This is a genomic window from Mesorhizobium sp. B2-2-3 (assembly GCF_006442405.1).
Lineage (GTDB): Bacteria > Pseudomonadota > Alphaproteobacteria > Rhizobiales > Rhizobiaceae > Mesorhizobium.
On the sequence record NZ_VFWC01000011.1, the window covers coordinates 83,594 to 106,697 of the forward strand.

Genomic DNA, 23,104 nt, shown 5'->3' on the forward strand with positions numbered 1-23,104 from the left:
TTGACCACCAAAACGGCGCCCGCCGCACCTCCTCCCGCGGCGGGCGTTGTTTCCCGGAGCAAAACGAGTTTTGCTCCAGAGGCTTCGCCCCTCTTCAAAATGGCGAAAAGAATTTCGTCAAAGCCGACCTCCTCCCCGGCGATGACGGATAGGCCCGACCTTCACCTCCTCCCGAAGGTTGGCCACCCAAACGGCGCCCGCCGCACCTCCTCCCGCGGCGGGCGTTGTTTCCCCGGAGCAAAACGAATTTTGCTCCAGAGGCTTCGCCCCTTTTCAAACGGCGAAAGGAATTTCGTCAAAGCCGACCTCCTCCCCGGCGATGACGAATACGGTCGGCCTTCACCTCCTCCCGAGGGTCGACCCCCAAAACGACACCCGCCGGACCTCCTCCCCCGGCGGGTGTTGTTGTTTTCAGGGCAGCCTTCGCCTTCGCCGCCGCGGCATGTTCCAGGTGCGGCAATTGCAATCGTCCCGCCAAGCGATTATTCCGGCGCTCATGAGCAAAAAACCTATTCACATCATCGGCGGTGGCCTCGCCGGATCCGAAGCAGCATGGCAGGCAGCCCAAGCCGGCGTTCCCGTTGTGCTGCACGAAATGCGGCCCGTTCGCGGCACAGAGGCGCACAAGACCGACGGCTTGGCCGAACTCGTTTGCTCCAATTCTTTCCGCTCCGACGACGCCGAGAACAACGCCGTCGGTCTTTTGCATGCCGAAATGCGGCTGGCCGGCTCGCTGATCATGAGCGCCGGTGACGCCAACCAGGTGCCAGCCGGCGGCGCGCTGGCCGTGGACCGCGACGGATTTTCCGACGCGGTGACGGCCAGGATCGAGGCCCATCCGCTGATCTCCATCCAGCGCGAGGAGGTACCCGGCTTGCCGCCGGTCGAATGGGATCAGGCCATCATCGCCACCGGCCCGCTGACCGCGCCCTCGCTCGCACAGTCGATTGCCGAAGCGACGGGCGCCGATGCGCTCGCCTTCTTCGATGCGATCGCGCCGATCATCCATTTCGACACGATCGACATGGACACCTGCTGGTTCCAGTCCCGCTACGACAAGGTCGGGCCCGGCGGCACCGGCAAGGACTACATCAACTGTCCCTTGGACAAGGACCAGTATCTTGCCTTCGTGCAGGCACTGGTGGAGGGCCAGAAAACAGAATTCAAGCAATGGGAAGGCACGCCCTATTTCGACGGCTGCCTGCCGATCGAGATCATGGCCGAGCGTGGCGTCGAGACGCTGCGCTACGGGCCGATGAAGCCGATGGGCCTGACCAATGCGCACAATCCGACTGTCAAGGCCTACGCCGTCGTGCAACTGCGGCAGGACAATGCGCTGGGCACGCTCTACAACATGGTCGGCTTTCAGACCAAATTGAAGCATGCCGAGCAGGTGCGCATTTTCCGCACGATTCCTGGCTTGGAGAACGCCGAATTCGCCCGCCTCGGCGGCCTCCATCGCAACACCTACATCAACTCGCCGACCTTGCTCGACGGCTCGCTGCAGCTGAAGTTGCGCCAGGGCCTGCGTTTTGCCGGCCAGATCACCGGTTGCGAAGGCTATGTCGAAAGCGCCGCCATCGGCCTGCTGGCCGGCCGCTTCGCCGCCGCCGAGCGGCTCGGCCACGCGCCGTCGCTGCCGCCACTCACCACGGCGTTCGGAGCGCTGCTCAACCACATCACCGGCGGTCACATTGTTTCAGACGACGAGCCGGGAAAGCGCTCTTTCCAGCCGATGAACGTCAATTTCGGCCTGTTCCCGCCTGTCGAGGCGGTGAAGGTCGAAGGCAAACGCCTGCGCGGCAAGGACAAGACGGTTGCCAAAAGGCATGCGATCACGTCGCGTGCGCTGGGTGATTGCCGGCGATGGCTGGGACTGCCGGCGCAAGCTCAAGCGGCGGAATAGCCTTACTGACTGGCCTTGCCGCGGAAGTAGGATACTATCCCACTCGCCTAGTGGGAGTCATTGCATGGAACCAGCCGAGAAACTGTCCGTCACCGTCACGCCCGCCATGGCGCGCATGATCCGCGAAAAAGTCGAGGACGGTTCCTTCGGCTCGGCGAGCGAAGTCATTCGCGCCGCGCTCCGCGCTTTCCAGCGCGAAGAGGACGAGCATGCCGAGCGCATGGCGTCGATCCGGGCGCGGGTAAAATCTTCGATTGAGGACACAAGGCCGAACCTTTCCGGAAAAGAGGTTCGCGACCAGCTTAAGAAATTCGCTGAGCAATATTCGAGCCGCATTGATGATTCGGCGGCTTGAGGTCGAGTATCGCGAAAGTGCCAGAGACGATCTTACCAACATTTTCAGATACACAGTTGAGTCGGGCGGAAGCCCCAACGCGGCGCTGAGATTCGTGCTTCGAATTGAAGACCGTTGCCAAACATCGGCAACGCACCTCGTAGCGGTCGCCTGCGCGACGACATCGTGCCGGGACTGCGAACCGTTCCGTTCGAGCACTCCGCCGTCATAGCCTATCTAATCGAGAGCGACATCATTCGCATCGTCAACATCTTCTACAGTGGCCGCGACTACGAGACATTGATGCGAGATCGCGGATCGAGCGGCCTTTCCTAGAAAGGGCTACGAAATAGCTACTCGGCCGGCTCGGCACGCGCCGGTCGCAGCCCGGGCTTCCCGGCCTCACCCGGATTTCGCCTGACATAGGCTGCTTTCAGGCTCTCGGAAGTTTCGCGCGAGCCGTCATGGCTCCAGCCGGGCGGCTTGATCAGGTAGTTCAGGCGGTCGCTCAGGGTCAGATCAGGTGCGAAGGCATCCCTGAACATGCCGATCCATTCGTGGAAAGCCACTTTCAGCGGATTGAAGGTGCCAAGATTTTTCACGATGCCGTAGCGCGGGCGGTCCTCTTCCAACTCCTCGACGAAGGTGCCGAACATGCGGTCCCAGATGATCAACGTGCCGGCGTAGTTGGCGTCAAGGTAGCGCGGATTGGTGGCGTGGTGGACGCGGTGGTGCGAGGGCGTGTTGAAGACGAATTCGAACCAGCCCCACATCTTGCCGATCGTCTCGGTGTGGATCCAGAACTGCCAGATAAGGTTGAAGCCGAAGGTGAAGGCAATCACCGCCGGATGGAAGCCGAGCAGCACCAGCGGCGCCTGCAGCACGAACATGAAGGTGAACAGGCCCGTCCAGCTCTGCCTGAGTGCCGTCGACAGATTGTAGTGCTGGCTGGAATGGTGGTTGACGTGCTCGGCCCACACCCAGCGCACCCGATGCGCGATGCGGTGGTAGATGTAGTAGCGCAAATCATCGAGCAGGAAGGCCGCCAGGAATACCCAGATCGACAGGCCGAGGTTGAAGAAACGGAACTGCCAGAGCCACAGCAGCGCCCAGTAGGAGACGACGCCCAGCAGCAGCCCGGCGACGACATTGCCGGTGCCCATCATCAGGCTGGTCAGCGTGTCGTGCGTCTCGAACGAGCCCTTGGCCCGGCCGGTGCGCACCAGCCACAGCTCGATCAGGATGGCGGCAACGAAGAACGGGATGGCGAGCTGGGTAACCTGCGGGAAATTGTAATCGCCCATCACGCGGCCTCCTTGGTCGAACTAGGATGCTGCGGCTGAAGAACTCTTAGCACAGCGTGCGCGTCGGCAGCGTTAGCGAAGGTGAAGTGACCGCCTTTCCAGGTGAAATCGGCAAGGCGCAGCACAATCGTGCCGACATCATCTTCGCTGCGTGCCAATACATCGCGCGGCGTGACGATCCGCGTCAGGAAACGATCTCCAATGGCATGGACGATGCCAAGGCGCCCTCGCCCGAGTTCCAGGAACGCGGTTCGGCCATCGGATGTGAGGTGGATGGCGGCCGCCGGTTCATCCGGAAAATCCTCGGCAAAACGCTCTCGCGCCTGCTCTGCATCGGCCAGCCTGGCCTTGCGGCTGCCGCCGGTGAAATGAACGGCGGCGACCGACAACGCGATGCCGAATACGACGATCACGACCAGCACGGGCAGGCTCATGGACAGGCATCTCCTCCAGCCGGCCTGTTGTCTTGGCAACAGTTCCGGTTGAGCGATCCCTTAACACAATTGACGTTTACGTCAAACTGCTGGCCAGCCCACCATGGCGCGACGCAGCATGAGCCAGTGGCGGCGCATGGTCGAGAGTCGCACCGTGCCGTCGAGCGGCGAACCGCGTTCCATTTTCGTCAGGTAGGCTCGCGACAGGACCAGCGGCAGAAAGGCCGGGCGCAGTGAAGCCGGCAAATCCGATGCGCCTTTCTCGAAGACCGAGAGATGCTCCCGCGCCAGCGCGATCATGGCGGCGACGGCGCGCTGCGCACCTGGTCCACCATCGTCGGTGACGAATTCCTCCGGAGACGAACCCGCCGCGGCCAGGATATCGGCCGGAACAAAACACTGTCCGCGACTGCGGTGCAGCGGCAGCAGGAGCAACAGTCCCGTAATCGCCTGCGCGCAACCGGCCCTACCGGCCAGTTCGGCAAAACGTGGCGCCACTCCTGGATCCAGCACCATTGCCGCCAGTTGAATAAGCGCGGCTGCCGTTTCGCCGCAATAGCCTTCGAGATCGGTTCGCGACGGCATCGGGTCGTCATAGAGGTCGAAGATCCGGGCCTCGAGCATATTCTCGAATGCCTGTTTCGGCAGGCCGTACCTGGAAATCGTGGCCTTCAGCACATCCGCGATCGGATGGCCCGTCTCGGACCCTTCGGCTGCGATGACATCGCGCCACCATTGCAACCGCACCTCGCCCGGCAAGGCCTCGCGGATGCGATCCCGAATGCCCGCGATTTCGGCATTGAAGGCGTAGAGCGAAAACAGCGCTTCGCGCTTGTCCGTCGGCGCGTAGAGCGCGCTGAGATAGCGGTCATGGTCGGCGGCGCGCACGGCGCCCATGACGATTTCGCCCTTTTGGTCCACGTCAGTCAACGGCGATCAGCGCGGCGGCTACCGCGCGATCCTCTGCGAGCAGGACATTATATGTCCGCACCGCTGCACCGGTCGCCATCGGGTCGGCGGCTATGCCCGCGGTCTTCAAGGCGGCGCGAAGCCCCGCCGGCAAGGGTCGTAAATCCTTGCCCGTGCCGACCAGCAGGATTTCGATCTTCTCGGCCTGGGCCAGCAGCCGTTCGAAATCCGCCACCGTCAGCGCAGATGGGTCCGCCGGCTCCCAGCCATGGATACCCGACGGCAGGCACAGAAGCGAACCGCGATGCGACATGTCGGCGAAGCGGAAGCCGCCATTGCCATACGCCTCGATAGGGGCGCGGCCGGGGAAATGCGCCTCGCGGATGACGATACCTTTGGCCATCCCTGCCGATCTGCCCTTCGGGTCGCGCGTCAGGTCGCGACCGCCTTGCCGCCGCCGACCGGCTTTTCCTCGTCCGAACTCGTGGCCTGCGGCCGCAGCTTGAATAGGATCAGCAGCGGCGCGGCGATGAAAATCGACGAATAGGTGCCGAAGATGACGCCGAACAGCATTGCCATCGTGAACGAGCGGATCACCTCGCCGCCGAACAGCACCAGTGCCAGGAGCGCCAGGATCGTCGTCACCGAGGTCAGCGTCGTTCGCGACAGCGTCTCGTTGATGGCGTTGTTGAGGAGCTGCGGCAGCGGCATCTTCTTGTATTTCCTGAGATCCTCGCGAACGCGGTCATAGACCACGATCGTGTCGTTCAGCGAGTAGCCGATGATGGTCAGGATCGCCGCCAGCGACGATTGGTTGAACTCCAGCCCGGTTATAACGAAGAAGCCTATGGTCATGACCACGTCATGGACCGTCGCCACGATGGCGCCGACCGCGAACTGCCATTCGAAGCGGAACCAGACATAGATCAGGATACCCACCAGCGCGACCAGCATGGCGATCGTGCCTTGCTTGGCCAGTTCTCCTGACACGGTCGGTCCCACCACCTCGACGCGGCGGAAATCGTAATTGTCCTGCAACTCGCCACGAACCTTGTCGATGACGGTCTGCTCGGCATTCTCGCCGCCGTCCTGCGTGCCGACACGGATCAGCACGTCATTCGGCTCGCCGAACTGCTGCACCTGCACTTCGCCGATATTCAGTTCCGAGAGCCTGGCTCTGATGTCGGCAAGATCGGCATTGCCGCTCTTAGACTTCACCTCGATCAGCGATCCGCCCTTGAAATCGATGCCGTAATTGATGTCGACGGTCATGAACAGCACCACCGACAGGACCGACAGCAGGCTCGACAGCGCGAAGGTCCAGCGGCGGATGCCCATGAACGGGATCTTCGTGCCGGGCGGAATGAAGGTTACCGGCGCCCGCGGCAATTCCTTCGGGCGCGCGCGGCGCAGCCAGATGGACACCAGCAGCCGGGTAAAGGTGAAGGCGGTGAACACCGTGGTCAGGATGCCGATGGCGTAGGTGATGGCAAAGCCCTTCACCGGCCCCGTTCCGAGATAGAACAGCACCACGGTCGCGATCAGCGAGGTGACGTTGGAATCGACGATCGTCGCCAGCGCCTTCGAGAAGCCGGTGTCGATCGCCTGGATCACCGAGCGTCCGGCGCGCCGCTCCTCGCGGATGCGCTCATAAATCAGCACGTTGGAATCGACGGCCATGCCGATGGTCAGCACGATACCGGCAATGCCTGGCAAGGTCAGTGTCGCGCCAAGCAGCGACAGCAGTCCGACGATCATCGCCACGTGCACCGCCAGCGCGATGTTGGCGAGGAAGCCGAGGAAGCCGTAGGCGACGAACATGAAGGCGACGACAAGGATAGAGCCGATGATGCCGGCGACCTTGCCGGCATGGATCGAATCTTGGCCGAGGCCCGGACCCACCGTGCGCTCCTCGATCACGGTCAGCTTTGCCGGCAGCGCGCCTGCGCGCAGCAGGACCGCGAGGTCATTGGCGCTCTCGGCCGTGAAATTGCCTGAGATCTGGCCGCTGCCGCCCAGGATCGGCTCGCGGATCTGCGGCGCCGAAATCACCTGGTTGTCGAGGATGATGGCGAACAGCTTGCCGACATTCTGCGATGTCGCCTGCCCGAACCGTGTCGCGCCGCGCGAGTTGAAGGTGAAGGAAACCACCGGCTCGTTGGTCTGCGAGTTGTAGGTTGCGGTCGCTTTGGAGAGGTCTTCGCCGGAAACGATGACGCGGTTTTCGATCAGGTAGGGAACCGGCGGATCGTCCTGCGAATAGAGGATCGATGAACCGGCCGGCGGACGGCCCTTCAGCGCATCCTGCACCGGCATAGACTGGTCCACCATCTGGAAGGTCAGCTTGGCGGTCTGGCCGATGATTTCCTTCAGCCTTTGCGGGTCCTGCAAACCGGGCACCTGCACCAGGATGCGGTCATCGCCCTGCCGCTGCACGATCGGTTCGGTGGTGCCGAGTTCGTTGACGCGGCGTTCCACGACTTCGATCGACTGTGCCAACGCAGCCGACGTGCGATATTTTATGCCGGCGTCGGTGACGGTGAATTTGAGCAGGCCGGGCTCGGAATCATCCAGCGCCATCTCCTGGACGGAGCCGCCGGTGAACAGGCTGGCGGCGACCGGATCGGTCAGCGGCTTCAGTGCCGTCTTGGCCGCATCGAGCTGGCTCGGGTCCTGTATGCGGACCTGTACGGTCCTGCCCGTGCCCGCCAGGCCGGTATAGCCTATCTTGGCCTCGCGCAGCAGTGTCCGGATCTCGTCACGCGTCGTCTCCAGCTGCGCCTTGACCAGATCGTTCTGATCCATCTGGAGCAGGATGTGCGAGCCGCCCTGCAGGTCGAGGCCGAGCGTCATCTGCCGCTTGGGCACCCAGCTCGGAAGCTGCGCCAGCGTGCTTGCGGGAATGAGATTGGGCGCAGCGAGGACCACTGTGGCGGCCACGGCCAGCCAGATCAGGATCATCTTGAAGCGCGAGAAATAAAGCATATAGCGTCGTCCGTCAGAGCGTGTCCGCGGATCGCTCCGCCTGGAATTTGGTTATTTCTTGGCGTTCTGGTTCGCTACCGGCTCGCCCTTGACGCGCACGTCGGCGATCGTCGAGCGCAACGCCGTCACCTTCGTGCCGCCACCGAGGTCGATCTCGAGCTCATGGTCGTCGATCACCTTGGTCACCTTGCCGACGAAGCCGCCGCCGGTGACGACCGTGTCGCCGCGGCGCACGGCCGCCAGCATCTCGCCGCGCTTCTTCAGCTGCGTGCGCTGCGGCCGGATGATGAGAAAATACATGATCACGAAGATCAGGACGAACGGCAAAATGCTGATGAACATGTCGGGAGAAGCCCCAATGCCTTGGGCATATGCCGGTGTCACGAACATCGAGGTACTCCTGAATTTTGAAAACAGCCGCCAAACGGTTCAGTGGATTTGGCAGCCCCGCGAAATTTGGCCGGAATATAGTCGGTAAAGTTGCCAATGCAACTGCGTGGCCGGGCAAATCGGCTGCTTTTCCGGCCTGTTCGCCCGTGTTAGAGCATGACCGCGAAAAGCGCGAGCGGGTTTTCGCAAAAGATCGCGCTGTAACAAACGGTTGCAGCGAGTTTCGAAACCGTCGGGATCGAACCCGGCCACACCTTCCCTCGCGGAACCAGAGCAAAAGACCTGAGATGACCGATACCAGCATCGACGCATTGAACCAGAAACTCGACCGCCTGGTCGAGGCGGTCAGCCGCCTCGCCCCGCCGCCTGTGCCCGAAACCGACCTTGGCGGAGCCGATTGCTTCGTCTGGCAGGCGGATCCGGGTTACCTGGAGCCGGTGCGCAAGGTGAACCGCGTCGACATCGGCCTGATCCGCGGCGTCGACCGTGTGCGCGACATCCTCGTCGACAACACAGAACGCTTCGCCTCCGGCTATGCCGCCAACAACGTGCTTTTGTGGGGCGCGCGCGGCATGGGCAAATCGTCGCTGGTCAAGGCCGTGCATGCCGCAATCAACGCCTCGCCGAAACTCGACCGCCCGCTCAAGCTGATAGAGATCCATCGCGAGGACATCGATACGCTGCCGAAGCTGATGACGCTGCTGAAAGCCGCGCCTTACCGCTTCATCCTGTTTTGCGACGACCTCTCCTTCGACCATGACGATACCTCCTACAAATCGTTGAAGGCAGCACTCGAAGGCGGCGTCGAAGGCCGCCCGGCCAATGTCATTTTCTACGCCACGTCGAACCGCCGCCATCTTCTGCCGCGAGACATGATCGACAATGAGCGCTCCACCGCCATCAATCCGTCCGAGGCGGTCGAGGAGAAGGTTTCGCTCTCCGATCGCTTCGGCTTGTGGCTCGGCTTCCACAAATGTTCGCAGGACGAATATCTCGAAATGGTCAACGGCTACGCCAGCCATCATGGGCTCGACATCGACCCCGGGCAGTTGCGCGCCGAGGCGCTGGAATGGGCGACGACACGCGGCAGCCGCTCGGGCCGCGTCGCCTGGCAGTTCACGCAGGACCTCGCAGGCCGGCTCGGCAAGCCGTTGAAGGATTAGGCGCGGCTCACCGAGTGACGGCAGGAGCCGGCCACAAAAGTTTCGTGGCCGACCCGTCCGGGGACGCCGGTTTCTATATCGTGTTCATTCCCGCACAGGCTTTATGCTTCCCACCATGGGAATATCGGTTTGTATCCCGAGTGTATCGGTCGCCCAGGCCTGCATTTCTGGTGAAGCATCACCTGATTTCAGGATGGAAATGGCCAGCTCGGACATGTCTGTGGGCGGCTTGGTATTGATCACCGCATAGGAGAAATAGCCGGCTAAAGCGGCACTTGCGATCGAAATGACCGGCGCAACGATTAAAGCAGTTGCTCGTACATGCGATTGCCAGCGATGCGTTGGGCTGGCGGACGGAAGTTCATCCTCTTCGACAGATTCAATCATTCCACTCTCCTTGCAGAGCGTCGAGAATGACTTTCCTCTACATTAGTTAAAATGCAGATAACCGCTTTTCTGACGGCGGCCCTGGTTTTGGAACGACGACTTACATTGAGATTGCGACGTGCATCCCGCGACCAACTGAAAAAGCCCGCTCCTTGCGGGGCGGGCTGAGCCGGCGGGCCGGACTGGAGGTCAGGCGGCCCGCAAATCGCTTTTTTTATTCTATTCGAAATAGCCCCGACTATTCGAGATAGCCGGAGGGATCGACCGGGGCCGAGTTCTTGCGCACTTCGAAGTGCAGCTTCGGCGAGTCCGTCGTGCCGCTCATACCCGACAGCGCGATCTCCTGGCCGCGCTTGACCTTCTGGCCGCGCTGGACCTCGATCGAGCTGGCGTGACCGTAGACGGTGACCAGGCCATTCTCGTGCCGCACCAGCACCGTATTGCCGAATTCCTTGAGGCCGTCGCCGGCATAGATGACGACGCCGTTCTCGGCCGCCTTGACCGGCGTGCCCGCCGGCACGGCGATGTCGACGCCGTCCTTGCCGGAACCGAAGCCGGAAATGACGCGGCCGCGCACCGGCCAGCGCATCTTGCCTATGCCGGTGGCGTCCGGCGCCACAGCGTCGTCATCCTCGGCCTGCTGGATGACCTTGGCGTCCTTCTTCGGCGGCGTGTAGGAAGCCAGCGTTTGCGACGGCGTCGTCTTGGCCGTCGGCTGCGTCGTGGCTGTCGTCACCGGGTCCACCGCCGCAGGCTTTGCGGCGGCCACCGTGGCCGTTCCGCCGGCCGGCACCTTCAGCGTCTGGCCGATCTTCAGCAAGCCGTCCTGCATGCCGTTTGCCTGCTTGATGGCGACAACGCCGACACCGGTCTTCCTGGCGATCGAGGAAAGCGTATCGCCCGACTGCACCGTATAGGTACCGGCGCCGGCCTTGGGCGCGGCGGCGGCAATTTGCGGCGCGGGCTTGCTGTCTTTGGGCTTGTTCGCCGCGGCCGAAGCATCGACCTGCGCGGCTGACTTGCCCTCCTTGAGCTTCGGCTGCTGCGGCAGCACGGCGACCTTTTCCGGCGCGGTGGCCGGCAAGTCGCGCTTGCCGTTGGCTGGCTTGGCGTCGGCAACCCTGGGCTCGGCCTTGCTGGAATAGGCGTAGGCCGGAATGATGATCTTCTGGCCGGTCTTCAGCCCCTTGGTCGCGCTCAGCCCGTTGACCTTCATGATCACGTCGGCCGGCACCTTGTAGTGCTGCGCCAGCCCGGAGATCGTTTCACCGTCCCTGACGACGATTTCGGTGGCATGCGGCGTGCCGGCTGTCTTGGCGTCGGGCTGGGCATCCTTGAAGGGCTTGGCCGCGGGAGCAATCGTGCCGGTCGTCGTCGTCCGGTCGACATGCGGTGCCGGGCGCACCAGAGCGGGCGCCGATCCAACACGCACCGGATTGGCGGCGGGTGCCAGCGCCGGAGCCGGCTGCGCCTGAGCGACCGCTGGCGGCAGCGGCCGGGTCGAAACCGGTTCGAGGCTGGAGCGGCTGACCGACTGCGTGTGGCTGCCATCGACCGGCGCGGCCGCGACATCGCCCGGATAGGGCTGCTGCACGGCATCCTGCTTGTTGATGATGGCGCGCTGATTGTTTGTCGAGGAGGTGAAGACGTCGTCGACGCCGTTGAACCGCGACACTTGCGAGCTGCACCCAGCCGCGGCACCCGCGATCATGAGAACAGCGCAGCCCCGCGCCAAATTGCGACTGTTTGCCTTCAAAACACTGAGTTGCATCGCACTAACCCGCACAAACTCTGCACCAACTGGACAGGATTAAAGCGCGTTAATGTTACTGGTCGGTTAACCCCTTAGAATCAGACGCAAAATTTCTTAAAATATTTGAGGCCGCCCAGACTGCCCATATAGAGGCACGCGCAGCCGCCGTTGCAGGCCGGCTGACATGGACAATCCCTAGATAACGGCCGCCAGGCTGCGCAATACCGGCTGCAGGCGCACGAGGCCGATATCCTCGCGCTCGAAACGGCTGCCGACCTTGGTGAGCTTGGCCAGCACCTGCTCGCCCTCCTCCGGTCCGATCGGCGCGATCACGATGCCGCCGCTCGACAACTGGTCGAGCAGGAAACGCGGCAGGCTGTCGAAGGCGGCCCAGGCGACGATCCGGTCGAACGGGCCTTCTGCGGCCAAACCGGAGGAACCATCCACCTGGCGCGCGATGACGTTGCCGATGCCGAGCGCCTCGAAGCGCTGCCGCGCCTGTTCGACCAGCGTCTTGTAGCGGTCGATGGTGACAACCCGGCCTGACAGGCGCGACATCACCGCTGCCGTATAACCGGAGCCGGTACCGATCTCGAGCACGCGATTCCCGACTTCGATGGCGAGTGCGGCGATCACCGCCGCCTGCATGTCCGCGCCCTCGATCGCTTCGCCGCATTCGATCGGCAGCATGCGGTCCGACCAGGCGATGGAATGGAATTGGGCGGCCAGGAAGCCGCGCCGCGGTGTCGCCTCGAAGGCCGCGATCAGCGCCTTCGGCACGGTCCCCCTGCCGCGCAGGCGCAGCAGGAAGGCGGCAAATCCTTCTCGGTCATCGATCGGCAGGTTCATGCAAGGGCCTTGCTCAGCTGGTCACGAATCTCATGCGCTGTGAGGTCGAGCTGCAACGGCGTCACCGACACCAGGCGATTGCGCAGCGCAAAAAGGTCGGTGCCCTGCTTGCCCTCGACGGGTTCGCGGCCGAAGCGCAGCCAGTAGTACGGCAGCCCGCGCCCATCGCGGCGTTCCTCGACCCACAGGCTGTGTACGAGCTTGCCCTGCGAGGTGACCACCGTGCCGGCGACCTCTTCAGGCAGGCAGTTCGGAAAATTGACGTTGAGCAGCACGCCGTCCGGCAACGGCGTCGCGACGAGTTTCTTGAGCAGCGCCGGCGCCAGCGCCTCGGTGGTCTCGTAGGGAACGACGCGGTCCTCGCCGACAGTGCTGTAGCCCTGGCTGAGCGCGATCGAGCGTATGCCGAGCAACGCGCCCTCCATCGCGCCGGCGACGGTTCCCGAATAGGTGACGTCGTCAGCGATGTTGGCGCCGGAATTGATGCCCGACAGGATCAGGTCGGGCGCGCCGGGCAGTATCTTCTTCACGCCCATGATGACGCAGTCGGTCGGCGTGCCGCGCACGGCAAAGTGCTTCTCGCCGATTTTCCTCAGCCGCAGCGGCTCCGAGATCGACAGCGAGTGCGCATAGCCGGACTGGTCCTGCTCCGGCGCCACCACCCAGACATCGTCGGACAATGTGCGCGCGACGCGCTCGAGCGATGCCAGGCCCTCAGCATGAATGCCGTCGTCATTGGTCAGGAGAATACGCATTATTTCGATTCGATCTTTTCCAGCCCGCCCATGTAAGGCCGCAGCACTTCAGGAATGGTTACGCTGCCATCCTCGTTCTGGTAGTTTTCGATGACGGCGATAAGTGCGCGCCCGACAGCCGTGCCTGAGCCGTTCAGCGTATGGACGAAGCGGTTGCCCTTGCCGTCTTTGTCCTTGTAGCGGGCGTCCATGCGCCTGGCCTGGAAATCGCCGCAGACAGAGCAGGACGAGATTTCGCGATAGGCGTTCTGGCCGGGCAGCCACACCTCGATGTCATAGGTTTTTCGCGCGCCAAAACCCATGTCCCCCGTGCACAGCACCATGGTGCGGAACGGCAATTCGAGCCGCTTCAGCACTTCCTCGGCACACTCGGTCATCCGCTCATGCTCGGCGAGCGAGGACTCCTGATCGGTGATCGACACCAGCTCGACCTTGTAGAACTGGTGCTGGCGCAGCATGCCGCGCGTGTCGCGCCCTGCCGAGCCGGCCTCCGAGCGGAAGCACGGCGTCAGCGCGGTGTAGCGCAGCGGCAGTTTCTCATGGGCGGTGATCTCCTCGCGCACGAGGTTGGTGAGCGGCACTTCGGCGGTGGGGATGAGGCCAAGCCTGCCATCTCCATGCGGCGTGAAGAACAGATCCTCCTCGAATTTCGGCAGCTGGTTGGTGCCGAAAAGAACATCGTCCTTGACCATCAGCGGCGGGATGACTTCCTCATAGCCATGCTCGGTCGTGTGCAGGTCGAGCATGAACTGGCCGATCGCGCGTTCCATCCGCGCCAGCCCGCTCTTCAGCACGGTGAAGCGCGAGCCGGAAAGTTTCGCGGCACGCTCGAAATCCATCATGCCGAGCGCTTCGCCGATCTCGAAATGCTCCTTCACCCAGTTCGGGCGGGTCGGCACCTTGCCGATGATATGCTTGACCACGTTGTCGTGCTCGTCCTTGCCGACCGGCACATCGTCGAGCGGCACATTGGGCAGCACCGCCAGCGCGTCGTTCAGCGCCTTGTCGAGCTCGCGCTCGCGCGCCTCGCCGTTCTGGATGAAGGTTTTTATCTCGCCGACTTCGGCTTTCAGTTTTTCGGCAAGAGCGGCATCGCCCGAACGCATGGCATTGCCGATCTCTTTCGAGGCGGCGTTGCGGCGTTCCTGCTTGGTCTGCAGCTCGGTAACATGTTCGCGCCGCGCCTCGTCCCTGGCGATCAGGTCATCGACGGTGGACTGCGCTTCCTCGACCGACCACGAGCGCTTGACCAGCGCCTCGACAAGGGCCTTCGGGTTGTCGCGAATCCATTTGATGTCAAGCATGGTCTGAAAGCTCCTGCGGTAGCTTGCCGCCAAAGCGCGCGGCGGTTTGCGCTACGATATGCTCCAAGAATATAGCCTGAAACGCATCGTCGGTTTCGCGATGCGTTTCAGGCCAGAGGGGGTAAACCGCATCTCTGATCGATGCAAGATCGGGCTTGCTGACGGCAGGGGCCGCGAGCCCGCTTTCGAGTGGTGAGGGATAGCGCGACAGTCCAGAAATAAAAAACCCGCCTCGGCGGCGGGTCGTTGGCGCAAATCAGCACCATAACCGAATATGTACCATAGCGGCGGGCACCAAGTCAAGAAAAAATTCCTATCGGCACCGGGCCGCGCACCGATTCCGAGGCCGGCAGCCCGCAGGGGCGACGCGCCTGCCCTATGTGGAGGATGCGTCTGCCGGCTTTTCCGCCACCTCTTCCTCGGATTGCTGCTTCTCCCGCGCCAGGCGCTCGCGCTCCTGGCTGCGTTCAATCATCCGCGCCGACCAGATGGCGACCTCGTAGAGCAGGATGGTCGGGATGGCGAGGCCGATCTGGCTCATCGGGTCGGGCGGCGTCAGCACCGCCGCGACGACGAAGGCGATGACGATTGCCCATTTGCGCTTCTCGGCCAGCGCCTTGGATGACAGCATGCCGACGCGCGTCATCAGGCTGGTCACCACCGGCAGTTGGAATACCAGGCCGAAGGAGAAGATCAGCGTCATGATCAGGCTGAGATATTCCGACACCTTCGGCAGCAGCGAAATCTGCACCTGGTCGTTGGTGCCCGACTGCTGCATGGCGAGGAAAAACCACATCACCATCGGCGTGAAGAAGAAATAGACCAGCGAGGCGCCCATCAGGAACAGGATTGGCGACGCGATCAGGAACGGCAGGAAGGCGTTGCGTTCGTTCTTGTAGAGGCCGGGCGCGATGAACTTGTAGATCTGCGTGGCGATCAGCGGAAAGGCGATCACCATGCCGCCGAACATGGCGAGCTTGACCTGCGTGAAGAAGAATTCCTGCGGCGCGGTATAGATCAGCTCGACCTTGTGCGGGTCGAGCCCCGCCCATTGCGTCGCCCATTTGAATGGCACGACAAGTAGGTTGAACAGCTTCTTGGCGAAGAAGAAGCAGACCAGGAACGCGGCGAAGAAGCCGCCGAGCGACCAGATCAGTCGGCGGCGCAACTCGATGAGATGCTCCATCAGCGGCGCCGAGGATTTCTCGATCTCGTCCTTTTCCTTGTCCGAAACGCTCACTTGGCGGCTCCCGCCGTCTTTTTGGCCACCGGCTTCTTCGCTGGAGCCGGTTTCGCCTCGGCCTTGGTCGTCGCCGCCTTGGCTGCTGCCGGTTTGGCAGCCTTTGACGCCGCCACGGGCTTCGCCGGCGCTTTGGGTGCTGGCGCGGGTTTGGCGGTCGCCGCTTTCGCAGGCGTGGAAGCTTTCGCGCCGTTCGCCGAAGCCTTGGCGGGCTTGGCCGCTTTCCCTGCCGCAGGTGTCTTTGGCGCCAGCTCTGTCGGCGCTGAGGACGCCACCACCGATTCATCGGTCATGACTGGGAAGATCGGCGCGGCCGGCGCGGTATCGGGTTCATTGGGCCCCGGCATGGTGGTCGCGCCGTTCTTCAACGGTTCGGCCGCCTGCGGCACCGAGCCGGCGGGCGCTGCCGTATCGACGGCCGGCTTCGGCTTCATCGCCGCGTCGACGCCGGAACGTACATCGGCGGCCGCCTGCTCGAACGGATTGAGCTGTTTCCTGATCTCGGCAACCGGGCTGAGCCCCCTTAGCTCGTCGACCGATTTTTTGACGTCGTCGAGCTCCGCTTCCTTCAGCGCCTCGTTGAACTGCTTCTGGAAATCGGCCGCCATGGCACGCAGCTTCGCCGTCGTGCGGCCGAAGGTGCGCAGCATGTTGGGCAAATCCTTCGGCCCGACGACCACGATCATGACGATCGCGATCACCAGCATTTCGGTCCAGCCGACTTCAAACATGGCTATCCGTTCCGACTAATGCATGCCGCCCAAAAGTGCGAAGCGGTTCTGGGACAACGACACACACAAAAGCAACAACCCTTGGCTCAGCTCTTGCTGGCCTTTTCCTTCGCTGCCGAAACGGTTTCGTCGGCGCGATGTTCGACGGTACGCTTGTCGTCGGCAACGTCGTCGTCCGCCATGCCCTTCTTGAAGCTCTTGATGCCCTTGGCCATGTCGCCCATCAGCTCGGGTATCTTGCCGCGGCCGAACACCAGAAGCACGATGACCAGCACGATCATCCAGTGCCAAATCGAAAATGAACCCATAGCAACTCTCTCTCGAATGGTTTCCCTGGCGATGATCTATGCGTTTTCGCGTTGGGATTCAAACACAACCGCGACAGAGTTTATGAAAGGGTGTCGGATGTCACGCATTTTCGGCGATGCGGTCCGCTACCAATCGGCGCATCTAGCCCGGGAAAGCCTCCAGGAACAGGGGCTTGCGGTCAATCTTCCGTGACGCGCGGCGTCAGCAGGCCGAGTTCCTCGAGATCGATATCGGTCAGCGGATCCTCGTCCTCGGTCAGCGCATCCGGATCGGCCGGCGGCTGCGGAATGGAGAAATTCGACGGCATGCGGCCCGAAAGCAGGCCGGCGCCCTTCAACTCCTCCATGCCGGGGAGATCGCGGATTTCCTCAAGCGCGAAATGGTCGAGGAAGGTTTCGGTGGTGCCATAGGTCACGGGACGGCCCGGCGTTTTGCGCCGGCCGCGCATGCGCACCCATTCCGTTTCCAAGAGCGTATCCAGCGTGCCTTTCGAGGTTTCGACGCCTCTGATGTCCTCGATCTCGGCGCGGGTCACCGGCTGGTGATAGGCGATGATCGCCAGAACTTCGAGCGCCGCGCGCGACAGCTTGCGCTGTTGCACGGTGTCACGGCTCATCAGGAAGGCAAGATCACCGGCGGTGCGAAACGCCCAGGCATCGCCGACCCGCACCAAATTGACGCCGCGCCGCGCATAGATCTGCTGCAGCTCGGCCATCGCGAGCGCGATGTTGATGCCATTGGGAAGGCGCGCGGCCAACTGCTTTTCGCTGACCGGCTCGGCACTGGCGAAAACGATCGCCTCGGCCATGCGCACCGCCTCCGCCATATGCAGCCGCTCGGCGGGATTCTGCGCCGGATTCTGGGTCGGATTCTGAACCGAAGCCTGGTCGATCTCGCCCTCCTCCGGTTCGTTGTCCATCTTGAACGGGACAACCGAAGCGTTGGCGCGTTCGCTCATGATGCCACCTCGACTGCCTTGATTGCCTGTGCGCGGTGGTCGCGCAAATAGATCGGCGCGAACACCTCGTCCTGCCGCACATCCATCTTGCCCTCGCGCACGAGTTCCAGTGTCGCCGCGAACGAGCTGGCGATCGCGGTGCGCCGCTCTTCCGGGCTGGACAGATATCGGACGAGAAAACTGTCGAGCGCCGTCCAGTCCTGCAGCGAGCCGATCAGCCTTGTCAGGATATCGCGGGCGTCCTTGAGCGACCAGACGCCGCGCCTGGCGATCGTGACATTGGTGATTGCCTGCTTCTGCCGCTGCTGGGCATAGGCGGTGAGCAGATCGTAGAGCGACGCCGAATAGGCATTGCGCTTCTCGATGATGACCATTTCCGGCATGCCGCGCGCGAACACGTCGCGGCCGAGCCGGTTCCGGTTGACCAGCCGCGCCGATGCATCGCGCATGGCTTCCAGCCGCTTGAGCCGGAATTGCAGCACCGCCGCCAGTTCCTCACCGCTTTCGCCTTCCTCGCCCGGCTGCTTCGGGATCAAAAGCTTCGATTTGAGGAAGGCGAGCCACGCCGCCATCACCAGATAATCCGCGGCGAGCTCAAGTCTCAGTGCCCTCGCCGTCTCGACGAAGGCCAAATACTGCTCGGCCAGCGCCAGGATGGAAATGCGCGCGAGATCGACCTTCTGGTTGCGGGCAAGATGCAGCAGAAGATCGAGCGGGCCTTCGAATCCTGCGACGTCGACGACCAGCGACGGATCGCCGGTCAGCCGGGAATCATCGCTTTCGGCCCACAGGCGGTCCATCGGTGCGGCCTTCCCGGCCTTGCTTTCCAATGCTTCCGCCACGTCCCGTTCTTCCCTCTGTCAGGCCACCGCATCGAAATAGGTGGCGAATTCGGCGCGTATCTCGGTTTCTTCAGCCGCGTCGCGTTTTTCTATATAGGTCATTGCCCGGTTTGCGCGCTCAAGCGACTTGCCCTCAAGCCCTTTGGTTCGCGATGCGATGCCCGCCATCTCCTCGAAAACGCCGTTGCAGTGAAGGACCAGATCGCAGCCGGCCGCAAGGATCGAGGCCGCCTTTGTCGGGAAATCCCCAGAAAGTGCCTTCATCGAGGTGTCGTCGCTCATCAGCAGCCCATCGAAGCCGATCTCGCGGCGAATGATCTCGTCGATGACCTTGCCGGAGGTGGTCGCCGGGTTCTTGGGATCGATCGCGCTGTAGACGACATGCGCGGTCATGGCCATCGGCAGGTGGTTGAGTTCCCTGAACGGCGCAAAATCGTGCCGCTGCAGCTCGCTCATCGAAGCGTCGACGACAGGCAGTTCGAAATGCGTGTCCGCGAAAGCCCGGCCATGGCCGGGAATATGCTTCATGACCGGCAGCACGCCGCCAGACATCAGGCCTTCCGCCGCGGCGCGGCCGAGCTCGATGACCGGGCGCGGCTCCTTGCCATAGGCGCGCGCGCCGATGACGTCGCTCGCCCCTTCGATCGGCACGTCGAGCACCGGCAGGCAATCCGCCGTGATGCCGTAGCGCAGAAGGTCGAAAGCGTGCAGCCGCGCCATCAGCCAGGCGGCGCGGGCTCCGGCGTCATGGTCGTCGCGCCACAGCGCACCGAGCGCGCCGCCGGCTGGATAGTTCGGCGCCAGAGGCGGCCGCAGCCGCTGCACCCTGCCGCCCTCCTGGTCGATGAACACCAGCGCGTCCGGGCGTCCGATGCAGTCGCGCATCTCGGCGACCAGATCGCGGATCTGCTCGGTCTCGCTGATGTTGCGGGCAAACAGGATGAAGGCCCACGGGCATTCATTGCGATAGAAACTGATTTCTTCGCGGGTGAGCGACTTCCCGGCACAGCCGAGGATCATGGATTTTGATTCGGTCATGCCGACGAGTCTAGAATCTTCCGCGGCCAAAGGGAATCACGTCGAAAAGTGCAAAAAGAAAACGGCGCGGCGTTGAGGCCGCGCCGGTTTTCAAACTGCTCTCCTCCGACACGGGAGGTGAATGACTACCTCGACACGAAGCAGTTGCCGCCGGCAGCCTTGTAGCTGGTGCACAGATTGATGGCATCGTTGCGCGACTGCGCGGGCACGCGGACGCGGTAGAAAGTCCCCTTGCCGGCGATCTCCGCCTTGACGATGTTGGCGGTGCGGCCGGAAAGCACGCCACCATAGCGACGCTGCAGATCCTGATAGGTCGACTGCGCGCTTTCGACCGTCGGCTGCGAGGCGATCTGCATCGACCACGAACCGCCGCCGGTCGAGGGCGCCGCGGGACTGATGGAGGCAACCTGATCGGGCTTGACCTCGCCGACCACGTCGACCGGCTGGTCGGACGGGCGCTGCGGCGCGACCGGAACCTTGGCCGGCGTGTTGGCCGACTGGGCCTTGGCTTCCGCCTTGGGCTCGGCCACCGGTTTCAGGGCTGGCTCGTCGTCCGCCTGCGCGGCGTCCGGCGCCACCGTGCCGGTCTGGTCGGCATCGGCCTGAGCCGACGGCGCGACATGTTGCGGCGCCGGATCGACCGGCTCCACGGCAGCCACTTTCGGTGCGGCGGGCGCCGGATCCTCACGCGGCACCAGCGACCCGTCCGATTTGACCACCATGGTCCTAACCTTGCGCGGCGCCACGGCGACGACGTCGGGATTTGCGCCCTTGTCGACATCCTGCAGAACCTGCGCGATGCGGTCCTCCGACTTGGCTGCGGGCGCGGCGTTGTTGGCCGGCGCCGCAACGGCAGTCGGAGCATCGCCGCCGTCGCCGTCCGCCATGTCGGCTGCGGTCTGGTCGGGCGAGAGATCGACGGCGCGAGCCGGATCTTTCGCCGCCACATCCACCGGTTCCTCGACATTGGTGACGAGCTTCTGCTGGACCGGCTCGGCGGGCTTGGCGCCCTTGGCGACCGCGTCATAGACCTTGTTGTCCTGGTTCGGCACCACGGCGCCGCCCGGGTTTTCCGGCTTGACCTTGATCGGTGCATTGTCCGCCTTGACCAGGACCGGGGCGTCACTGCCGCCCTGGCCGCCCGGAGACAGCGCGAAGGCGCCGAGGCCTCCGGTGACAACGACTGCACCGACAATGGCGGCGATGAGCAGGCCGCGCCTGCGCGGCGACCCGCCGGCCTCGCGTTCGGCGAGACCAGGAACCGACATCGCCTCGTCCAGCTCGGGATCGTAGTCGAGCTCGTCGACGGCAAAATCGTCGGCCTGTGAAACCGGCTGGCTGCCGGGCAAGTCGTCGACGTCGAAGCCATTGGTGGCGTCGGCATAACCCGCCGGCGCTGTCGCGCGGGCAGACATTTCCGCTGGCCGTGCCGCGTAGGTGCGCGCCTCGGGCTGATAGCCCGGCTTGAGCCCCTCATAGCCCGGCTTGAGCGTCTCATAGCCCGGCTTGAGAGCCTCATAGCCCTGTTCAAAGGCATCGTATCCCGACTTGAAGCCGGGATTGTAGGAGTCGTCGGCATAGGGCGCGCTGGCGTTTGCGGGAGCCGCAGCGACATCCACTGTATTCATCTCGGTCAGCAGATTGGAGAATTCGGCGTCGAGATCGTCGTAGCCGGGCGCGGCCGGCTCGTCCTCTTCGAAGTGCAATTCCGGAATGTCGAGATCATCCTGAAGCGCCACGACGCGCTCCGGCACATCGACGGTCTCGACGTCAGGCATCTCGTCATCGAACGCGGACTGCTCGCGCTGCGCGGCGGCCGGCGCCGCATAAGCGGCAGGCTCGGCCGCACGATAGGTCGGGATCGCGGCAGCCGGCGCCGCCATGGGGGCCGCCGAAGCCATCGGCTGGGCGGTAAAACTCGCCTGTTGCGGCTGCGGGACCGGCGTAACCCGGCTCCACGAGCGGGCCGGCTCGGGCGGCGTGGACTGCGTCGTCAGCCAATCGAGGGGATCGTCGCGGAAAGTTTCCGGCGCGGCGGAATCCGCGGCGAGGTCTTCATCCCGGTCGATTCCTTCAGCCAGGTCGATGCTTGCGGCGAGTTCCGCTTCGAAATCATCGTCTTCAGAGACAGTGGCATGCGCGCCGAGGTCCTGGTCCTGAAGCTCATCGAGCATGAGATCGTCAAGATCGACGTCAGCGGTCGAGACCGCCTGATGCTGCTGCGTCGCCGCAGGTTCGTCCAGGTTCCAGTCGAGGTCACCGGCCGTCGGTTCTTCGTGGGGTTTCGCGGTCGCGGCGACAGGCTGCTGAACCGCGACCTCCTCCTTGGCCACCGGCGCCGGGCGCGCGCTCATGGCGCCCAACAGCGCGTTCAACTCGTCTTCAAGGCTACGCTCGACGGCGGCGGCATGCACCGGTTCGGCCATAGCCGGGGCGGCCGGATGAACGGGGGCAGCCACAGACTCAGCGGCCGGCTCGTCCGTCGCTTCGGCAAGCGCGTCGTTGAAATCCTGCTCGAAAGCATCGTCCAGCGGCTCATCGGCGGCCAGGTCTGCCGCCTCGCCTTCCGCATCCGTCGCCTCGGCGAACACGTCCTCCATTTCGTGCGCATCTGCCGTCTCGGCGGTCACGTCATGCGCGTCAAGCGCATCCGTCTCCGCAGCCACGGGCGCATCGGTCGCGACCGAGTGATCGGCAGCCAGATCGAAATCGATATCCGCCAGCCCGTCGTCGAAAGCCGTGGCGTCATCAAAGCGATCGCCAAAATCCTCTTCGGAAACCGCATGGTTCGCGTTCAGCGCCGCCTCGACGGGAGGCTCGACCGGAGCCGCGGCCGCTTCAGGCTGCTGCTCCGCCACGTGACCATCGAGCATCAGTTCGTCTTCGAGCGAAAGGGCAAAGCCATCGTCGAATTCATGGTCGACGGTAGGCTCCGCCACTTCGGCGGCCAAGGCGGGCTCGGCCGCATCGGTCGCGTCATCAAGCCGGAAGTCCTGATCGAGCGATGCCGCAAGCTCGTCCGCCATGGGCAGATCGTCATCGAGCGGCGAAACGCCATCGAGAGAGCTGGCTACCGCATCGTCGAAATCCGTATCGAAAGCGGCATCGACGGTTGGCGCGGCCTCGGCAACTGCGTCGTCGGCACCATGCTCATCGTCGAGCTGCATGTCGTCGAACGCCATGGCGAGTTCGTCATCCATGCCGTCGGTAGCGGCGGCGTCGAACGCCGGCTCATCAACATCGGCGACCGTCGCGGCGTTGCCTTCGGCAAAGTCGAAGTCGCCCATCAACTCCTTTTCGAGATCGATGTCGAAATCGACCTCCTGCGCCTGCTGATCAGCGGCGGCTTTCGGTTGGGCGGGCGCCTGTGGCTTGACCGGCTGGCGCGGGTCGAACCCCATGATCCTGGTCAGTTCCGCGAACGGATCATCGTTGGCGATGTCGTTGTTGTCGGCTATTCTCAGCTGGGTTCTGTCTGCCATTATTGTTCCCGAACTCGCACTCATTCGGACG

23 protein-coding genes are annotated in these 23,104 nt (G+C 63.4%); 5 read left to right on the forward strand and 18 right to left on the reverse strand.

The window, feature by feature from the left end; all coding sequences use genetic code 11:
• Nucleotides 1-496: 496 nt before the first annotated feature.
• The 4 genes from trmFO (at nt 497) to FJ951_RS29100 (ending at nt 2,576) form a co-directional block, all read left to right on the forward strand.
• Complete coding sequence (gene trmFO, locus FJ951_RS20680; RefSeq protein WP_140517108.1) at nt 497-1,906, forward strand: methylenetetrahydrofolate--tRNA-(uracil(54)-C(5))-methyltransferase (FADH(2)-oxidizing) TrmFO; 1,410 nt, start codon at nt 497-499, stop codon at nt 1,904-1,906.
• A 64-nt stretch (nt 1,907-1,970) separates the two neighbouring features.
• Nucleotides 1,971-2,261, forward strand: coding sequence for a type II toxin-antitoxin system ParD family antitoxin (locus tag FJ951_RS20685; protein ID WP_140517110.1), 291 nt, complete (start codon nt 1,971-1,973; stop codon nt 2,259-2,261).
• Nucleotides 2,245-2,472, forward strand: coding sequence for a type II toxin-antitoxin system RelE/ParE family toxin (locus FJ951_RS20690; RefSeq protein WP_348642799.1), 228 nt, complete (start codon nt 2,245-2,247; stop codon nt 2,470-2,472). The genes FJ951_RS20685 and FJ951_RS20690 overlap by 17 nt, the downstream gene beginning before the upstream one ends.
• Nucleotides 2,376-2,576 (forward strand): type II toxin-antitoxin system RelE/ParE family toxin, encoded by a 201-nt coding sequence (locus FJ951_RS29100; RefSeq protein WP_319023017.1) that lies wholly within the window; start codon nt 2,376-2,378, stop codon nt 2,574-2,576. The genes FJ951_RS20690 and FJ951_RS29100 overlap by 97 nt, the downstream gene beginning before the upstream one ends.
• 17 nt (nt 2,577-2,593) lie before the next feature.
• On the opposite strand, the gene FJ951_RS20695 is transcribed toward FJ951_RS29100, so the two are convergent.
• From FJ951_RS20695 to yajC, 6 genes are all read right to left on the reverse strand, one after another.
• Nucleotides 2,594-3,544, reverse strand: coding sequence for a sterol desaturase family protein (locus tag FJ951_RS20695; RefSeq protein WP_181167414.1), 951 nt, complete (start codon nt 3,542-3,544; stop codon nt 2,594-2,596).
• A complete protein-coding gene (locus tag FJ951_RS20700; protein ID WP_140517113.1) occupies nt 3,544-3,978 on the reverse strand; it encodes a type II secretion system protein in 435 nt (144 codons plus the stop codon). Before FJ951_RS20700 ends, FJ951_RS20695 begins: the two co-directional genes overlap by 1 nt.
• A gap of 81 nt (nt 3,979-4,059) precedes the next feature.
• Complete coding sequence (locus tag FJ951_RS20705; RefSeq protein ID WP_140495880.1) at nt 4,060-4,875, reverse strand: phytoene/squalene synthase family protein; 816 nt, start codon at nt 4,873-4,875, stop codon at nt 4,060-4,062.
• Between the two features lie 25 nt (nt 4,876-4,900).
• On the reverse strand, nt 4,901-5,290 hold the full coding sequence (locus tag FJ951_RS20710) for an Mth938-like domain-containing protein (protein ID WP_140495776.1): 390 nt from the start codon (nt 5,288-5,290) through the stop codon (nt 4,901-4,903).
• 29 nt (nt 5,291-5,319) lie between these two features.
• On the reverse strand, nt 5,320-7,872 hold the full coding sequence (secDF, locus tag FJ951_RS20715; RefSeq protein ID WP_140517115.1) for a protein translocase subunit SecDF: 2,553 nt from the start codon (nt 7,870-7,872) through the stop codon (nt 5,320-5,322).
• Between the two features lie 51 nt (nt 7,873-7,923).
• Complete coding sequence (gene yajC, locus FJ951_RS20720) at nt 7,924-8,262, reverse strand: preprotein translocase subunit YajC (RefSeq protein ID WP_140495773.1); 339 nt, start codon at nt 8,260-8,262, stop codon at nt 7,924-7,926.
• Nucleotides 8,263-8,549: 287 nt separating this feature from the next.
• Between yajC and FJ951_RS20725 the strand changes: the two genes are divergently transcribed.
• Entirely contained in the window at nt 8,550-9,425 is an 876-nt protein-coding gene (locus FJ951_RS20725) for an ATP-binding protein (RefSeq protein WP_140517117.1), read from the forward strand.
• 84 nt (nt 9,426-9,509) lie between these two features.
• Here FJ951_RS20725 and FJ951_RS20730 read toward each other — a convergent pair whose 3' ends face one another.
• The 12 genes from FJ951_RS20730 to FJ951_RS20785 all read right to left on the reverse strand — a co-directional run bounded on the left by FJ951_RS20730 (nt 9,510) and on the right by FJ951_RS20785 (nt 23,073).
• Nucleotides 9,510-9,812 (reverse strand): hypothetical protein, encoded by a 303-nt coding sequence (locus FJ951_RS20730; protein ID WP_140517119.1) that lies wholly within the window; start codon nt 9,810-9,812, stop codon nt 9,510-9,512.
• A gap of 238 nt (nt 9,813-10,050) precedes the next feature.
• Nucleotides 10,051-11,583, reverse strand: coding sequence for a LysM peptidoglycan-binding domain-containing M23 family metallopeptidase (locus tag FJ951_RS20735; protein WP_140517120.1), 1,533 nt, complete (start codon nt 11,581-11,583; stop codon nt 10,051-10,053).
• A gap of 177 nt (nt 11,584-11,760) precedes the next feature.
• Nucleotides 11,761-12,414 carry a protein-L-isoaspartate(D-aspartate) O-methyltransferase gene (locus FJ951_RS20740; protein WP_140495769.1) on the reverse strand — a complete coding sequence of 218 codons (654 nt, stop codon included), beginning with the start codon at nt 12,412-12,414 and terminating at the stop codon, nt 11,761-11,763.
• Nucleotides 12,411-13,169, reverse strand: a complete 759-nt coding sequence (gene surE, locus FJ951_RS20745) for a 5'/3'-nucleotidase SurE (protein WP_140517122.1) — start codon at nt 13,167-13,169, stop codon at nt 12,411-12,413. The genes FJ951_RS20740 and surE overlap by 4 nt, the downstream gene beginning before the upstream one ends.
• A complete protein-coding gene (serS, locus tag FJ951_RS20750) occupies nt 13,169-14,473 on the reverse strand; it encodes a serine--tRNA ligase (RefSeq protein WP_140517124.1) in 1,305 nt (434 codons plus the stop codon). The genes surE and serS overlap by 1 nt, the downstream gene beginning before the upstream one ends.
• Before the next feature lie 376 nt (nt 14,474-14,849).
• Entirely contained in the window at nt 14,850-15,713 is an 864-nt protein-coding gene (gene tatC, locus FJ951_RS20755; protein ID WP_140495766.1) for a twin-arginine translocase subunit TatC, read from the reverse strand.
• Nucleotides 15,710-16,444, reverse strand: coding sequence for a Sec-independent protein translocase protein TatB (gene tatB, locus FJ951_RS20760; protein WP_140517126.1), 735 nt, complete (start codon nt 16,442-16,444; stop codon nt 15,710-15,712). Before tatB ends, tatC begins: the two co-directional genes overlap by 4 nt.
• An 86-nt stretch (nt 16,445-16,530) precedes the next feature.
• Entirely contained in the window at nt 16,531-16,752 is a 222-nt protein-coding gene (locus FJ951_RS20765) for a twin-arginine translocase TatA/TatE family subunit (protein ID WP_015317533.1), read from the reverse strand.
• A 179-nt stretch (nt 16,753-16,931) separates the two neighbouring features.
• A complete protein-coding gene (gene scpB, locus FJ951_RS20770) occupies nt 16,932-17,711 on the reverse strand; it encodes an SMC-Scp complex subunit ScpB (protein ID WP_140517128.1) in 780 nt (259 codons plus the stop codon).
• Nucleotides 17,708-18,511, reverse strand: coding sequence for a ScpA family protein (locus FJ951_RS20775; protein WP_140517294.1), 804 nt, complete (start codon nt 18,509-18,511; stop codon nt 17,708-17,710). Before FJ951_RS20775 ends, scpB begins: the two co-directional genes overlap by 4 nt.
• A 60-nt stretch (nt 18,512-18,571) precedes the next feature.
• Nucleotides 18,572-19,591 carry a beta-N-acetylhexosaminidase gene (nagZ, locus tag FJ951_RS20780; RefSeq protein ID WP_140517130.1) on the reverse strand — a complete coding sequence of 340 codons (1,020 nt, stop codon included), beginning with the start codon at nt 19,589-19,591 and terminating at the stop codon, nt 18,572-18,574.
• Between the two features lie 125 nt (nt 19,592-19,716).
• Nucleotides 19,717-23,073: an SPOR domain-containing protein gene (locus tag FJ951_RS20785; protein WP_140517132.1), complete on the reverse strand. Its 3,357-nt coding sequence runs from the start codon at nt 23,071-23,073 to the stop codon at nt 19,717-19,719.
• Between the last annotated feature and the right edge of the window lie 31 nt (nt 23,074-23,104).